Source organism: Gemmatimonadota bacterium, assembly GCA_009692115.1.
In the GTDB taxonomy this organism is placed as follows: Bacteria; Gemmatimonadota; Gemmatimonadetes; order Gemmatimonadales; family GWC2-71-9; genus SHZU01.
Genome location: SHZU01000014.1, coordinates 1 through 14773, shown reverse-complemented (window position 1 = coordinate 14773; position 14773 = coordinate 1). Strand labels below are relative to the sequence as shown.

The 14773-nt window shown below is 65.6% G+C and carries 17 protein-coding genes; 13 read left to right on the top strand and 4 right to left on the bottom strand.

The window, feature by feature from the left end; genetic code table 11:
- Positions 1-5 precede the first annotated feature (5 nt).
- The 3 genes from EXR94_13765 to EXR94_13755 are packed head-to-tail and all read left to right on the top strand — an operon-like array spanning position 6 to position 2458.
- Entirely contained in the window at positions 6-911 is a 906-nt protein-coding gene (locus EXR94_13765) for a 3-keto-5-aminohexanoate cleavage protein (GenBank protein MSR03783.1), read from the top strand.
- The gene (locus EXR94_13760; protein ID MSR03782.1) at positions 908-1696 is read left to right on the top strand and encodes an SDR family oxidoreductase; all 789 of its coding nucleotides are present in this window, start codon (positions 908-910) and stop codon (positions 1694-1696) included. Before EXR94_13765 ends, EXR94_13760 begins: the two co-directional genes overlap by 4 nt.
- A 6-nt stretch (positions 1697-1702) precedes the next feature.
- On the top strand, positions 1703-2458 hold the full coding sequence (locus tag EXR94_13755) for an enoyl-CoA hydratase (protein ID MSR03781.1): 756 nt from the start codon (positions 1703-1705) through the stop codon (positions 2456-2458).
- A 278-nt stretch (positions 2459-2736) separates the two neighbouring features.
- Here the strand turns inward: EXR94_13755 and EXR94_13750 are convergent, their stop codons facing one another.
- From EXR94_13750 to EXR94_13740, 3 genes are read right to left on the bottom strand one after another with little or no spacing between them, the layout of a single operon-like run.
- A complete protein-coding gene (locus tag EXR94_13750) occupies positions 2737-3795 on the bottom strand; it encodes a tartrate dehydrogenase (protein MSR03780.1) in 1059 nt (352 codons plus the stop codon).
- Complete coding sequence (locus EXR94_13745; GenBank protein ID MSR03779.1) at positions 3792-4589, bottom strand: hydroxypyruvate isomerase; 798 nt, start codon at positions 4587-4589, stop codon at positions 3792-3794. The genes EXR94_13750 and EXR94_13745 overlap by 4 nt, the downstream gene beginning before the upstream one ends.
- Before the next feature lie 2 nt (positions 4590-4591).
- Positions 4592-5902: an aspartate aminotransferase family protein gene (locus EXR94_13740; GenBank protein ID MSR03778.1), complete on the bottom strand. Its 1311-nt coding sequence runs from the start codon at positions 5900-5902 to the stop codon at positions 4592-4594.
- Here EXR94_13740 and EXR94_13735 point away from each other — a divergent pair.
- From EXR94_13735 to EXR94_13695, 9 genes are read left to right on the top strand one after another with little or no spacing between them, the layout of a single operon-like run.
- A complete protein-coding gene (locus tag EXR94_13735; protein MSR03777.1) occupies positions 5853-6389 on the top strand; it encodes a RagB/SusD family nutrient uptake outer membrane protein in 537 nt (178 codons plus the stop codon). The two genes, EXR94_13740 and EXR94_13735, sit on opposite strands and share 50 nt — an antisense overlap.
- Complete coding sequence (locus EXR94_13730; protein MSR03776.1) at positions 6283-7812, top strand: amino acid permease; 1530 nt, start codon at positions 6283-6285, stop codon at positions 7810-7812. The genes EXR94_13735 and EXR94_13730 overlap by 107 nt, the downstream gene beginning before the upstream one ends.
- Positions 7805-8254 carry a MaoC family dehydratase gene (locus EXR94_13725; GenBank protein MSR03775.1) on the top strand — a complete coding sequence of 150 codons (450 nt, stop codon included), beginning with the start codon at positions 7805-7807 and terminating at the stop codon, positions 8252-8254. The genes EXR94_13730 and EXR94_13725 overlap by 8 nt, the downstream gene beginning before the upstream one ends.
- Positions 8251-8658: a dehydratase gene (locus EXR94_13720; protein MSR03774.1), complete on the top strand. Its 408-nt coding sequence runs from the start codon at positions 8251-8253 to the stop codon at positions 8656-8658. Before EXR94_13725 ends, EXR94_13720 begins: the two co-directional genes overlap by 4 nt.
- A 10-nt stretch (positions 8659-8668) precedes the next feature.
- A complete protein-coding gene (locus tag EXR94_13715) occupies positions 8669-9856 on the top strand; it encodes a lipid-transfer protein (protein ID MSR03773.1) in 1188 nt (395 codons plus the stop codon).
- Between the two features lie 23 nt (positions 9857-9879).
- Positions 9880-10710: an SDR family oxidoreductase gene (locus tag EXR94_13710; GenBank protein ID MSR03772.1), complete on the top strand. Its 831-nt coding sequence runs from the start codon at positions 9880-9882 to the stop codon at positions 10708-10710.
- A 5-nt stretch (positions 10711-10715) separates the two neighbouring features.
- Complete coding sequence (locus EXR94_13705) at positions 10716-11528, top strand: 3-keto-5-aminohexanoate cleavage protein (GenBank protein MSR03771.1); 813 nt, start codon at positions 10716-10718, stop codon at positions 11526-11528.
- Entirely contained in the window at positions 11525-13210 is a 1686-nt protein-coding gene (gene ilvD / locus EXR94_13700) for a dihydroxy-acid dehydratase (GenBank protein ID MSR03770.1), read from the top strand. Before EXR94_13705 ends, ilvD begins: the two co-directional genes overlap by 4 nt.
- Positions 13203-14075 carry an NAD(P)-dependent oxidoreductase gene (locus EXR94_13695; protein MSR03769.1) on the top strand — a complete coding sequence of 291 codons (873 nt, stop codon included), beginning with the start codon at positions 13203-13205 and terminating at the stop codon, positions 14073-14075. Before ilvD ends, EXR94_13695 begins: the two co-directional genes overlap by 8 nt.
- 60 nt (positions 14076-14135) lie before the next feature.
- Here the strand turns inward: EXR94_13695 and EXR94_13690 are convergent, their stop codons facing one another.
- Positions 14136-14363 carry a hypothetical protein gene (locus EXR94_13690; GenBank protein MSR03768.1) on the bottom strand — a complete coding sequence of 76 codons (228 nt, stop codon included), beginning with the start codon at positions 14361-14363 and terminating at the stop codon, positions 14136-14138.
- Positions 14364-14569: 206 nt separating this feature from the next.
- On the opposite strand from EXR94_13690, the gene EXR94_13685 reads away from it, so the two are divergent.
- Positions 14570-14773: hypothetical protein (locus EXR94_13685; protein MSR03767.1), on the top strand; the 204-nt coding region annotated here is incomplete at its 3' end.

The following is a 14773-nucleotide window of genomic DNA, read 5'->3' as shown; positions in this document are numbered from 1 at the left end:
AGACCATGGCCAAGAAGACGATTCTGACCTGTGCCGTGACCGGGTCGCCCCCGACGGTCAAGAAAAATCCGGCCGTGCCGGTGACGCCGGCCCAAATTGCCACCGCCTGCATCGAGGCCGCCAAGGCGGGCGCGGCCATCACCCATATCCACGTCCGCGATCCCGAGACCGGCCTCGCCAGTATGCGGCTTGATCTCTACCGCGAGGTGGTTGACCGGATCCGGAGTTCGTCGGTGGACGTGATCATCAACCTCACCACCGGCCCGGGCCAGCGGTTTGCCCCCGGCGATGACGATCCCCGGACGCCCGGTCCCGGCACCAACCTCGCGGCGCCCACGATCCGGGTCCAGCACGTGGTCGAGCTCAAGCCGGAGATCTGCAGCCTCGATGTGGCCACGATGGCCTCGGGCGACGCGTTCGGCAGCACGGTCATGATGAACACGGTGAAGCACCTCCAGATCATGGCGGCGGCCATTCGGGATGCGGGCGTCAAACCGGAACTCGAGGTGTTCGACTCCGGGCATGTCCGGCTGGCCAGTCATCTCATCAAGACCGGGTTCGTCAAAGGGCCGGCCTTCTTCCAATTCTGCCTCGGGATCGAATGGGGGGCCCCCGACACGCCCGAAGCGCTTGGGTTTCTGCGGAGCCTGGCCCCGGCCGACGCGGAGTGGGCGGCGTTTGGGATTGGTCCCCGGCAGTTCCCGATGGTGGCGATGGCGGCCGCGGCGGGCGGCCATGTCCGCGTCGGCCTCGAAGACAATCTGTATTTGGACCGGGGCGTCTTGGCCCCGTCCAACACCGTGTTGGTGGAGCGGGCGGTCAAAGTCGTCGAGTCGATGGGGGGGAGCCTCGCAACTCCGGCCGAAGCACGAGATATTCTAGGCCTAACCGCCTCCGGAGCTTCGCCATGAGTACCCCCGTGTTCAAGTTGTTCGACCTGACCGGCCGCACCGCCCTGGTGACCGGGGGATCCCGCGGGCTTGGCCTGCAGATCGCCGAGGCCCTCGGTGAGGCGGGCGCCCGGGTGGTTTTGACGTCCCGGAAAGCGGCCGAACTCGAAGCGGCGGCGGCCCACCTCGGCAAACTGGGCATCGATGCAAGCTGGATCGCCGCCGACGCCAGCATACCCGCCGAAGTGAATCGGGTGGTGGCCGAAACGATGGCCCGGCTCGGTGATGTCGATATCCTGGTCAACAACGCCGGCGCGGCCTGGGGTGCCCCGGCCGAAGACCATCCGCTCGAAGCCTGGGACAAGGTGATGAACCTGAATCTCCGGAGCGTCTTCCTGTTCAGTCAGGCCATTGCCAAGCAGAGCATGATTCCCCGCCGGAAGGGCCGGATCATCATGACCGCGTCGATCGCGGGCCTGGGAGGAAATCCCCCCGGCCACGACACGGTGGCCTACAACACCAGCAAGGGCGCGGTCGTCAACCTGACCCGGACGCTGGCCGGCGAATGGGGGGAGTTCGGGATCACCGTCAACGCCCTGGCGCCAGGCTTCTTTCCAAGCAAAATGACCAAGGGCACGCTCGAGAAAATGGGCCCCGAAAACCTGGCCGCCCGCGCTCCGCTTCGGCGGCTCGGCGATGACGATGACCTGAAGGGCGCGGCGCTGCTGTTTGCTTCGGACGCCGGCAAGCACATCACCGGACAAATCCTGGCCGTCGACGGCGGCGTGTCCGTGATTCATTCCTGATCCGGGATGACATCCACGCCGTACGTTCGGTTCAGTATTGCCAACGGAGTCGCCACGATCGAGCTGGCCCCGCCCGAGAAGAAGAACGCCCTCACGAAGGCGATGTACGATGCTATCGCCGAGGGCGTTCGGACGGCCGGGCTCGACCCCCAAGTCCGGGCCATCCTCTTGACCGGGCAGCCGGGCATCTTCTGCGCCGGGAATGATCTGGGTGACTTCCTGGAACGATCGCCGGTCGAGCGGGATCCGCCGTTGCCGCCGTTCATGGCGGCGATGTTCGATTGTCCGAAGCCGGTGGCGGCGGCGGTGACCGGCCTCGCCGTTGGGGTAGGCGTCACGATATTGCTGCACTGCGACTTGGTCTACGTCTCGGACGAGGCCCGGCTCCTGATGCCGTTCGTGGCGCTGGGCCTGGTGCCCGAGTTCGGCTCGAGCCTGCTGCTGCCGAGATTGATGGGCCACGCCCGGGCCGCCGAGAAGCTGCTCCTAGGCGAGCCACTCACCCCGGCCGAAGCCGTCGCGTGCGGTCTGGCGACCGCTGTGGTGCCGGCGGCGGAGGTGGTGGCGCACGCGCGCCGGGTCGCGGAACGGTTCAATGCCCTGGCGCCCGAGTCGGTTCGGGAAACCAAACGGTTAATGCGGGCGCCGCTCGCCGCGCGGGTCCGGGAAACGGCGGAAACCGAAACCAGGATTCTGGCGGCGCGGCTAGGGAGTCCGGAGGCTAGGGAGACCATCCGCGCCATCCTCGAGAAGCGGCGGTAGTACTCCTCCAGTCGGTTGCTCCACCCGGAGCGTGGGTTTGCGGCGGGCCGGAGGAACAACCACGACAGGATGAACAGGATGAACAGAAACTCAACGGACGGCTTGGTCTCAAGATTCAGCCGCGGGCCAGTAGTTCTATCATCTTTTCATCTTGTTCATCCTGTCAACGCTGTTCAACCCACAGCCGTTGCTCTGAAGCCTGGCGAGTGCAGCGTGGAAAACCTGTCCCCCCCGTCCGTTGCGCCGAGCGCCGAGCGCCGAGTTGCCGAGTGCCGAGCCTAAATCGCGCCTTCAATGGCCCGCCCCAGGTCGACCGTGGTGGCGTTCCCGCCCAGGTCAGGAGTTCGGGGACCACCACTCCCAAGAACCGTTTCGATGGCCCTGATGATCCGGTCGTGCCCGTCGGTGTGCCCGAGGTGCTCGAGCATCATCGCCCCGGCCCAGATTTGCCCGATCGGGTTGGCGATGCCCCGTCCGGCAATATCGGGCGCCGAGCCGTGAACCGGCTCGAACATCGAAGGAACCCTCCGGTCCGGATTGATATTGGCCGACGGGGCAATGCCGATACTGCCGCAGACCGCGGGGCCCAAGTCCGACAGGATGTCGCCGAAGAGGTTTGACCCGACCACCACGTCGAACCACTCGGGATGGGCCACGAAGTGGGCGGTCAGAATGTCAATGTGGAACTTGTCGGTCGTGATCTTGGGAAATCGCTTCGCCACCTCGGCAAACCGCTCGTCCCAGTAGGGCATGCTGATCGAAATCCCGTTCGATTTGGTGGCCGAGGTCACCTTGGCCAGGCCCTTCTTCTCGGCCAGCCGGAAGGCATACTCGACGATCCGATCGACGCCGATCCGGGTAAAGACGGATTGCTGCACCACGGTCTCGCGGTCGGTGCCGGCAAAGATCCGGCCGCCGATCTCGGAATACTCGCCCTCGACGTTTTCCCGGACGATCCAGAAATCGATCTTCCGCCCCTCGGTGTTCGCCAGCGGCGACTTGAGACCGGGCATGATTCGGCAGGGCCGGATGTTGGCGTATTGGTCGAACTCCCGCCGGATCGGAATCAGGAGTCCCCAGAGCGAGACGTGATCGGGGACGCCGGGAAATCCGACCGCGCCAAGATAAATCGCGTCGAAGCCCCGGAGTTGGTCGAGGCCGTCGGCCGGCATCATCCGGCCGGTCCGATGGTAGGTCTCGCAACTCCAGTCGAACGGGGTCCACTCGAAGGACACCCCGATCTTCCGGCCGACGGCATCGAGGACCCGGACGCCTTCGGGGACGACTTCTTTGCCGATGCCGTCGCCGGGGATCAGGGCAATGCGGTATGTGGTCATGAGGCGAAGTGCTCTCGCAAGGTGTGGCGCCACCCAAACGAGGCGGCCGTGGTGGTTGCCGGAACGTACTCAGCGCCGGCCCAGCCGGCATACGAACTCGCGGCAATGTTCGAAAAGATGGCTGGGAAATCGATTTGGCCGGTGCCCGGTTCATGGCGGCCCGGCGCGTCGGCGAACTGAATGTGCCGGATCGAGGCGAAGTGGTCCCGGAAGGCCTTCGGGATGTCGACCCCGTTCATCGCCGCGTGGTAGATGTCGAACTGGAGGCCAACCCGGTCGGAGCGGCATTCCTGAATCAACCGAACCGTCTCCGCCAAGTCGCTGAGAAGGATCGTCGGACTCTCGACCACATTCAGCGGCTCAAGGAGCAGGGTCGCCGGGTGACCGGTTGCTTGTTCCACGGCCCAGGCCAGGTTAGCTCGATAGACCGCCAGACATTCGTCCCGGCTCGTGCCGGGCGGCACCCGAGAGGGGCCGAGGTGGATCCGGTTGGCGCTGAGGACCCGGCTGGCATCGAGGGCCCGAGTGAGCGCGGCGCGGAACTCGGCCTCGCGGCCGGGAACCCCGGACAGTCCGGGGCCGCCGGTGCGAAAGTCGCCCATGTCGACGTTGATCAGGACGACCTCGACCCCCGCATCGCGGGCCGCATCAGCCATCGCCGCCGGGTTGCCCTCGTCGATGACTTGGATTTCGACGCCCTCGAACCCAGCTGCGCGGGCCGCGCCGAACCGTTCCAGGATCGGAAGCTCCCGGAACATCATCGAGACACTGCAACTCGGATTGGGTCGCGCCATCGTCAGGCGGCGATCAACTTGGTGAGGGCCCGGCGGGCCGCCTCGATGGTGAAATCGATGTCGTCGTTGGTCATCGGCGTCGAGCCGATGAATCCGCCCCTGAGGGTCAGCACGCCCTCGGCCAGCAGCAGTTTCTGGTAGGCCTGGGTCTTGGCCAGGAGCCCGGACGCCATGACGGCCGAGAGCTGCCGGTAGTTGGTGACCGGTTGGTCGGTCATCATCAGCGCCGACATCGAGGTCCGTCCCTCGACTCGGCCGACGATGCCGAGGTCGCGGCGAACCCGCTCGAGCCCGTCGCGAAGTCGTTGGCCCTTGGCTGACAGATCATCGAAGGCTTCTCGAGTCAGCAGCGACATCCCGACATGGCCCGTGGCCATGGAGAGCGGGTTGGCGGTGAAGGTGCCGCTGTGCTTCACCTTGGGCTCACCGGAGTCGACATTGAACACCGACATCGCCTCGATGGTACCGCCGAGCGCCCCGATCGGCATCCCGCCGCCGATGATCTTGCCCATCGTGGTCAGGTCGGGGGTGATGCCGAGGAGGCCCTGGGTGCCGTGATAGCTGTTCCGGAGGGCAATCACCTCGTCGAAGATCAGCACGATGCCGAGCCGAGCCGTCTCATCGCGGAGCATGGCCAGATAGTCGGCTCGGGGTTCGACCATTCCCAGTTGGAGCCGGTTCGGGTCGATGATGACAGCGGCGATTTGATTGGCGTCCGCACGGAGCCGGGCCCGGGTGTTCTCGATGTCGTTTACGGGCAGGAGGACCAGTTCGTCGAGCAGGCTTTGCGGTGTCCCGACGTTGTTGGCCACCGCGGTCGGCCGGGCCGGGTCACCCCACCGGTCAGGTGGAGGCTGGAAGCTGGCCTCGATCAGATCGAATTGGCCGTGATAACCGCCCTCCATCTTGGCGATCTTCGGTTTCCCGGTGTAGGCCCGGGCCACCTTCACGGCAATCATCACCGCTTCCGAGCCGGTATTGGTGAACCGGACTTGCTCGACGCCGGGAATCCGCTCGACCAACAGTTCGGCGAGCCGGACTTCCCATTCGGTTGGCAGGATGGCCGAGAGAAGGCGGCCGGCCTGGGCGGCGATAACCTCGACGATTTCCTTCTTGCTGTGTCCGTGGATCAGGGCGGTGAAGTTGTTGACGAAGTCGATGGTCGAACGACCGTCGACGTCGATGATCCGGCAGCCGGCTCCGTAGTCGGCATACTGGGGGTAGGGCTTGGCGACGACCATGTGGCGGGTGTAGCCCGAGGGCATGACTTCGCGGGCTTGGTCGAAGAGCGCCTCCGATCGGGAACTTGGCATCAGTGACTTCCAGGGCGCGGGGGAAGTGGATCCGACGGCTGAGAATATGACCACCGCGTCATCTGGGCAAGAGGTTTCAGCGGAGCTTCGGGATATTGAGGAGCTCCTTGGCGTAGCGGAGCTCCCGGGCCGGACGGTGATCAATGAGTTGCACACCGCGGTCGGGATTCCCGGATACGACGCCGGCAACACGGCCACCCAAAACGAGGTGATCGCGCAGGTGAGCGATGAGCGGGTCCGAGAACTGTTCATGGAGGCCGGCGCGCGATACAATGATCATCTCCAGGTATTTCTCCGAGATTGTCAGGCTCAAGCGATGGCGGCGCATCGGGACGGGTTGACTATTCCGGCCGCAGCCCGGAGAATGGACTTCCGGGCCCATGCGGCCCGGTACCCGCAGCGTGCCGATACCGCCGACACCTACGATCGGGTGGAGCGTGGACTCCAGCGGGCCTACGATCAACTCGCGGGAAAGGTCCCTCAGTGATCCCATCGTGGCGTGGTTTTCGGATCGGTACGCTGTTGCTGTGCTGGACGGCGGGGCGGTAGCGGCCATGGCCACGGAGCAACCCGCGCTCACCCGGGGCCTCGGTCCGGTCGAAGCCATGGCGCTGGTGGTCGGGGGCACGATCGGCGCCAGCATCTTCCTGGTGCCGAGCGCCATTGCCCGGGAAGTGGGATCGCCCGGGCTCGAGTTGACGACCTGGTTGGTGACCGGACTCCTTGCCCTCTGCGGTGCTCTGAGCTTCGCCGAGTTGGCGGGGGCTATCCCGGAGACCGGCGGCACCTACCAGTTTCTGAAGCGGGCCTATCCCGGCACGCCGATCGCGTTTCTATTCGGGTGGATGATGTTCTTCGCCTATGCGGCGGGGGCCACGGCCGTGACCTCTTCGCTGGCGGCGCTCTATGCGGGCCAGTTCATCCCGGGCCTTGCCGAGGCGGGGCCGTGGGCCACCCGAGTGCTCACGGTCGTGATCATCATGACCTTTGCGATCATCAACGCGCTCGGTGTCACCGCGGGCGGGCGAACCCAGAACATCCTGACCGTCCTCAAGGTCGGCGGGTTGCTGACCGTGGTGGGCGCCTGCTTCCTGCTCGGCAACGGGAGCGTCGCCAACTTCCTGCCGGTGCTCCCAGCCGACAAGAGTTCGGCTGAGATGGTGAGTTCGGTCGGGACGGCGATGATCCTGACGATCTTCAGCTACAGCGGTTGGTATTTCATTACCCACGTCGCCGGCGAAGTCCGCGAACCGGCCAAAAATCTCCCCCGCGCCATCGTCGGCGGGATGGTAACACTGATTGCGCTGTACTTGAGCATCAACGCCGCCTATCTCTACGTCCTGCCGTTTGACCAGCTGAAAGCGTCGCCCCGCGTTGCGGCCGATGCCATGCAAGTCGTCCTCGGCCCGACCGGGGCCACGGTCATCGCGGTGGTGGTGTTCCGGTCCGGCATCGGGGGCGCCAACGCCCAGTTGCTCAACTACCCCAGGGTCACCTTTTCGCTGGCGCAGGACGGGCTGTTCTTCAGCCGGCTGGCCCGGGTCCATCCAACCCGCCGGACGCCGGCCACCGCGATCCTGGTGTTCGGGGTGATCGCGTCGGGGTTTGCGTTGGCCGGCACCTATCAGGAAATTCTCACCTACGTCGGCTTCGTGGGTCAGTCGTTCATGCTGCTCACCGTGCTTGGGTTGATGGTGCTCCGGCGGCGCGAGCCGAACCTGCCCCGGCCGTTCAAGGTGCCTGGGTACCCGGTGGTGCCGCTGGTCTACATCGCGATCCTGGTCTGGTATCTTGGGAATCTCCTGATCGCCCGGCTCGAATCGAGTCTGGTCGGGATCGGCATCGTGGCGGCCGGACTCCCGTTCTACTGGTATTGGTCTCGCAAGAAAAGGCTGGTGGCGAATGATTGATCGGGCCCATATCGGGAAGGTCTGGAAGCCCTGGATCGTCGACGTCGAGAAGGGGCGGCTCCGGCTCCTCGCCAAGGCGATCGGCGAGACTCGGCCTGTCTACCTTGACGAGGCGGCCGCCCAAGCCGCCGGTTATCGGTCGATGCTGGCGCCGCTGACCTTTGCCTACTGTCTCCTGGCCGACGACCCCGGCGGCCACGGGTATCTGGCCGAAATTGGCATCCCGGTCGAGCGGATCCTCCACGGCGAACTGCAGCTGAAACGGTTCGACTCGATCTGCGCCGGCGATCGGATCCGGGTGACCCGCGTCCTCTCGGACGTCATCGTCAAGAAGGGCGGAGCGCTCGAGTTTGCGGTCTTCGATTCGGACGTGACCAACTGCGATGGCGACCGGACTGTGGCCCGGATCCGGAATCTCCTGGCCGTGAGGAACCCGCAATGACCCGGGCTCAAGTCGGTGACGCCATCCCGTCCCTCACCCTGCCTCCGCTCTCCCGGGGAACCCTCGCGCTCTACGCCGGCGGGTCGGGCGACCATGTCCCGCTCCACATCGACGCGGCCTTTGCCAAGGGGGCCGGGTATCCCGACGTCTTCATGCATGGGATGCTCGGCTCTGCCTACGTGGTCCGGGCCCTGACCGAGTGGGTTTCCCAAGATGCGGTTCACGATCTTCAAGTCCGGTTCGTGGCCATTACCTACCCCGAGGAAGTGCTGACGGCTACCGGGGTCGTGGCGGAAGTGGGCGTCGACGGAGTGCCCAATCGGTGCCGGGTCGATCTCGAACTTCGGAATAGCGCCGGCGAGCGAAAGCTGGCCGGCTTTGCCATCATCGATCATCCCACCTGAGGCCCTGACCGTGTCGCGACCAGTGTATGTCGTCGGAGTAGGAATGGTTCCGTTTGCGAAACCGGGGAAGAGCGACGCCTATCCAACTATGGGGGCCAACGCCGCCCGGGCCGCGCTCGCGGATGCCCGAGTGCCCTACGAGCGGATCGAGCAGGCGTATGTCGGTTTTGTGTTTGGGGACAGTTGTTCGGGCCAGCGGGCGCTCTATCAGGTGGGACTCACCAGCATTCCGATCATCAATGTCAACAACAACTGCTCGACCGGTTCAACCGCCCTATTCCTGGCCCGCCAGGCGGTCGAGTCGGGCGTCGTGGAATGCGCTCTGGCGCTTGGGTTCGAGCAGATGGTACCGGGCCCGATCACGAAGATGTACACCGACCGCCCGACGCCGCTCGACGAGTTCGTGGCGGCGGTTGACCGGAAGGACGGGATCGACCTGGACGGCCCGATCGCGCCCCAGTACTTTGCCGCCGCCGGCCGTCAGTACATGAAGGAGCACGACACCAAGGCCAGTACCTTCGCCAAGATCAGCGTCAAGGCCCGGCGCCACGCGGCGGAGAACCCGTTCGCCTTGTTTCGGACCCCGGTCACCGAAGAGGAGGTCCTGGCCTCGCCGGCCATCGTGGCTCCGTTGACCCGGCTCCAGTGTTGCCCGCCCACCTGCGGGGCCGCGGCGGCCGTGCTCTGCTCGGAGGCGTTCGCCAAATCGCTTGGTTTGGATATGCGGGTCCGGATTGCGGGGCAAGCAATGACCAGCGACGTGCCCGGCACCTTCGATCAGGGCGACATGATGCGATTGGTCGGCTTCGACATGGCCCGCCGGGCCGCGGACCAGGTCTTCGAACAGACTGGCATCGGTCCGTCCGATGTCGATGTCGTCGAACTGCACGATTGCTTCACCGCCAACGAACTCCTGACCTATGAAGCGTTGGGCCTGACGCCGCCCGGCACCGCTGAACGGTTCGTGGTCGAGGGCGACAACACCTATGGCGGCCAAGTCGTGACCAACCCATCCGGCGGCCTGCTGTCGAAGGGGCATCCGTTGGGGGCCACCGGCCTCGCTCAGTGCACCGAACTGGTGTGGCACCTTCGGGGTGAGGCCGGCGGCCGCCAAGTGCCGGGCGCCCGGATCGCGCTCCAGCACAACCTCGGCTTGGGTGGAGCCTGCGTCGTGACCATGTACCGGACCACCAACTAGACTCTTTTCTGGAGATTCAGGGTATGCCGACATTGCAAGGAAAAGTGGCGCTGGTCACCGGCAGCGGCCGGGGCATTGGCCAGGCCATTGCCAAGAAGTTTGCCTCCGAGGGCGCCAAGGTGGTGATCAACGACCTCGATCCGGCCCCCGCGGAGGCCACGGCGGCCGCCATTCGGGCCGGCGGGGGCCAGGCCGTGGTCTGCGCCGGCAACGTGACCGATAAATCGTTCCCGGATCGGTGGATCAAGACCGCATTGGACAACTATGGCGGAATCGACATCATCGTCAACAACGCCGGCTATACCTGGGACAACGTCATCCAGAAGATGACCGACGAGCAGTTCGATGCCATCATCGATGTTCATCTCGGGGCGCCCTTCCGGATTCTCCGGGCCGCGAGCGAGTTTCTCCGGAGCGCCGCCAAGGCCGAGGCCGCGGCGGGCCGCGAAGTCTATCGAAAAGTGGTCAACATTTCCTCGGTGTCCGGCACGGGGGGTAATGCGGGCCAGGCCAACTACTCGGCGGGCAAGGCCGGCGTCATCGGGCTGACTCGGGCCCTTGCCAAGGAGTGGGGGCGGTACAAGATCACGGTCAATGCGGTGGCGTTCGGTCTGATCGAGACCCGGTTGACGACCGCCCCGGCCCACGGGGGGGCGACGATCGATATCGACGGGCGCCAGATTGCCGTCGGCATCAGTCCTGACGCGTTCAAGGCGGCGGGCACCGTGATTCCGCTTGGTCGGGCCGGGACGCCCGAGGAAGCGGCCGGGGCTGTGTATCTCCTCTGTATTCCCGAATCCAACTACGTTACCGGAGAGTGTCTGACCTGCGGTGGCGGCTATAAGATGTCGTGAGTCGAATGGACAAGCTGATCATTACCGTCGCGCCGAATGGCCCGGTGGCCACGAAGGAGCACACCCCCCACGTCGCGGTCACGGCCGATGAGGTGATCGAAACCGGGATCCAATGCTGGGAGGCCGGTGCCTCGATTCTCCACTACCACGCCCGCGACAAAGATCAGAAGGCCTGCCTCGACTACGACTACTTCGCCAGGGTGCTGGAGGGGCTTCGGAAGCACACCACTTTGATTGTCCAGATGTCGACCGGCTGGGGGCTCGACGACCGGGAAGGCCGGATCCGGATGGTGGACCTCAAGCCGGACATGATGAGTTTGAACGTCGGCTCGGTCAACTTTCCGCAGGGGCCCTACATCAACCGGACCGATTACGCCGAGTACTGGGCCGCCAAGATGAAGGAGTACGGGGTCCGGCCCGAAATCGAGTGTTTCGATGCCAGCCATATCGAGGCCGGCGCCCGGCTCTGGAAGATGGGGCTGATCGACGATCCGCCGTTCTTCGACTTCGTGCTCGGCGTCCAGAACGCATTGTCGTTCACCCCCCAGAACATGCTCACGCTGATGAACCTGCTCCCGGCCGGCGCCAAATGGAGTTGCATTGGGGTGGGGCGGGCCCAGTTGCCGGTGACGACCCTCGGCATCATCATGGGCGGTCATTGCCGGGTCGGGATCGAGGACAACATCTACTACTCCCACAAAGTGCTGGCCACCAACGTCCAGTTGGTTGAGCGGGCGGTTCGCCTGGCCAAAGAACTCCAGCGTGACATCGCGACCCCGGCGGAAGCACGCCAGTTGCTCAAGATCAAGAACTCCTGAGGCTTCCCGTGGCTCTCAATCGGTACAGCGCCCGTTTAACCCAGGCCCGGGCCCAGGTCGGCTCCCGGGCCATGCTGTTCGGCGCCGGCTTGACCGAATCCGACCTGGACAAGGCGCAGGTCGGCATTGCCAGCATGTGGTTCGACGGCAACCCCTGCAACATGCATCTCCTCGGCCTGGCCGATATCGTCAAGGAAGGGGTGATCTCGGCGGGAATGCTCGGGATGCGCTTCAACACCATCGGCGTGAGCGACGGCATTTCGATGGGCACCGAAGGAATGTGCTACTCGCTCCCATCCCGCGAGGTCATCGCCGATTCGATCGAAACCATCATGTCGGCCCAATGGTACGACGGGCTGATCGCGATTCCCGGGTGCGACAAAAACCTGCCGGGGTCGCTGATCGCGATGGTCCGGCTCGACCGGCCGGCCTTGATGATCTTCGGCGGCACGATCCGGCCGGGCCACCACGCCGGGGAGACCCTCGACATCGTTTCGGTCTTCCAGAGCTATGGCGAGTTTCTGGGTGGAACCCGGACCCAAGCGTCGGTCGACGCCGTCGTCCGTCATGCTTGCCCGGGGGCCGGGGCCTGTGGCGGGATGTACACGGCCAATACCATGGCCACCGCGGCGGAGGCCCTGGGCCTGACCCTGCCGTACAGCTCCTCGACGCCGGCCACCGATCCGCTTAAGCACGACGAGTGCCTCCGGGCCGGGGCGGCGCTCCGCGGCCTCCTCGAAACCGGGCTCACCCCCCGGCAGATCGTCTGCCGGGCCAGCTTCGAGAACGCGATGGTGGTGGTCATGGCGTTAGGCGGGTCGACCAACGCGGTGCTTCACTTGTTGGCCATTGCCCGGTCGGCCGGGGTGCCGCTTTCGATCGACGACTTCCAGGCGGCCAGCAACCGAGTGCCGTTCCTCGCGGACTTGAAGCCCAGCGGCCGGTACGTCATGGAGGACCTCCACCAGGTCGGGGGCACCCCCGCGGTCATGAAGTATCTCCTCGAACTCGGCCTGCTCGACGGTCGCTGCCCCACGGTGACCGGCCGAACGGTAGCGGAAAACTTGGCTGAACTTCCCGGCCTCAAGGCGGGCCAGGAAGTGATCCGGCCGATCGACCGCCCGTTCAAGCCGACCGGGCACATCGAGATTCTTCGTGGCAACCTGGCGCCCGACGGGGCCGTGGCCAAAATCACCGGCAAGGAAGGGATGCGATTCGAAGGCCCCGCCCGGGTGTTCGACGCCGAAGAAGACGCGATGGCCGCGCTCGAGGGGAAGGCAGTCCGACCGGGTGACGTGGTGGTGATTCGCTACGAAGGGCCGAAAGGCGGCCCCGGCATGCCCGAAATGCTCTCGATTACCGGGGCGATCATGGGCTCGGCACTCGGCACCTCGGTGGCGCTGATTACCGATGGCCGCTTTTCCGGCGGCACCCACGGCTTCGTGGTGGGGCATGTGACGCCCGAAGCGCAGGAGGGCGGGCCCATCGCCTTACTCCAGGATGGCGACCGGATCGCGATCGACGCCACCACCCGCACCATGAGCGCCGCGGTCGACCCGGCCGAGTGGGAGCGGCGACGGAAGGCGTGGCGGGCGCCACCGCTCAAGGCGAAGCACGGGGTGCTGCTCAAGTACGCCCGGGCGGTCGGGCCCGCGTCGGAAGGGTGCGTCACCGATGGCTGAGCCACTTCCGGTCGTTGGGTTCATCGGTCTGGGCCGGATGGGGCTCCCGATGTGCCGCAATCTGCTCAAGGCCGGGTTTCCGCTTCTGGTGTACAACCGGACCGCAGCCAAGGCCGATGGGCTCCGAGCGGCGGGGGCTAGGGTGTTAGGCAGCGCGGGTGATGTCGCGGCGGAAGCCGACGTGATCTGCGCCTGTCTCGACCGGGTCGAGACCTCGCGCGAGGTGTTTCTTGGCCCCGATGGTGTCGTGAACCGGGCTCGTTCCGGATCGATAGCGCTCGACCACGGCACCATCGGCCCCGATCTGGCCCGCGAGATCGGCGTCGGTCTCGGCGCCAAGGGGATGGGCTTTCTCGATGCCCCGATGAGCGGCGGCCCCGAGGGAGCGGAGCAGGGAACCCTGACGATCATGGCGGGGGGCACGGCTACGACCTTCGAGCGGGCGGGGCCGGTCATGCGGGCGTACGGCAAGACCGTCGTCCGGATGGGCGAGGTCGGCGCGGGCTCGCTCACCAAGCTGGTCAACCAATTACTGACTTTCGTGCACGGCGCAGCGGCAGCTGAGGCGCTCGCATTCGCTGAGCGGGCCGGCCTCGACCTCGCGGCGGTGGGCGAGGTGGTGAAGGTGAGTTTCGGACAGTCGAAGATGCTGGAGCGAACGTTAGGCAGAGTCCTGGCTGGGAACTTCGAGGCGGGTGCGCCGCTCCGTCTCTATGCGAAGGATCTCGGTCTGATCGATGTGGTGGGGCGGGAGACTGGGGCGCCGTTGCCGCTCACCGCCGCCGCCGAGGGGTTGTTGGCGGAGGCCGCCGCGCGGGGGTGGTCGGAGCGAGACATTGCGGCGCTGATCGGACTGTTCCGTTAACCGAAACGCCTCCCGTTCTCCTCGGAGTTCTGCCCCACCCAACGACCTGGCGCCCCCCTGCTACTTCTTGTCGTACACGACTGTCCCGCCAAGGATCGTCATCGCCACCCGCGCCGTCGGGCTCTCGTCTTCGGGAACCGTCATGCTGTTCTTGGTGGGCACTACGAGGTCGGCGAGTTTTCCCACCCGGATCGAGCCCTTTTCCTCCTCCGCCATCGCGGTCCCCAGCGCGAGGGTCGCGGTCACGGTCACGGCGAGCCCGGACGGACGGAATGGCGAACGAGACATGGGTTGGATCCGGTTGGGAGGACGCTTGCTTGGACGCCGTCCGGCCGTCCGGGGTCTAGACCGCTGATTCACGACGGCGCCACCAGGACACGGCCAGCCCAACCGAAATGTAGTTCGTGGTGCCGAGGCCGTCTTCCGCTCGGCATCGTCGGCGCGGGGCAGGTGCCTTGACGGAACTGGACTCAAGCGTCTATTGTGGACTTTCAATGTCAAAAGCCCCCAAGGCCACTGGCACCCGCACCGGTCAGACCACGGCCCAACGCCTCCTCCTCGCACGCACCCGGCCGCTCGCCGACGGCATTGCCGTCCTGCTGTTTCCGTTCGCCGAGGTCGTGATCCATGACCTCGAGACCCAGACCATCGTCCATATCGTCAACAGCCTCTCCCGCCGTGAAGTGGGCGACGCCACC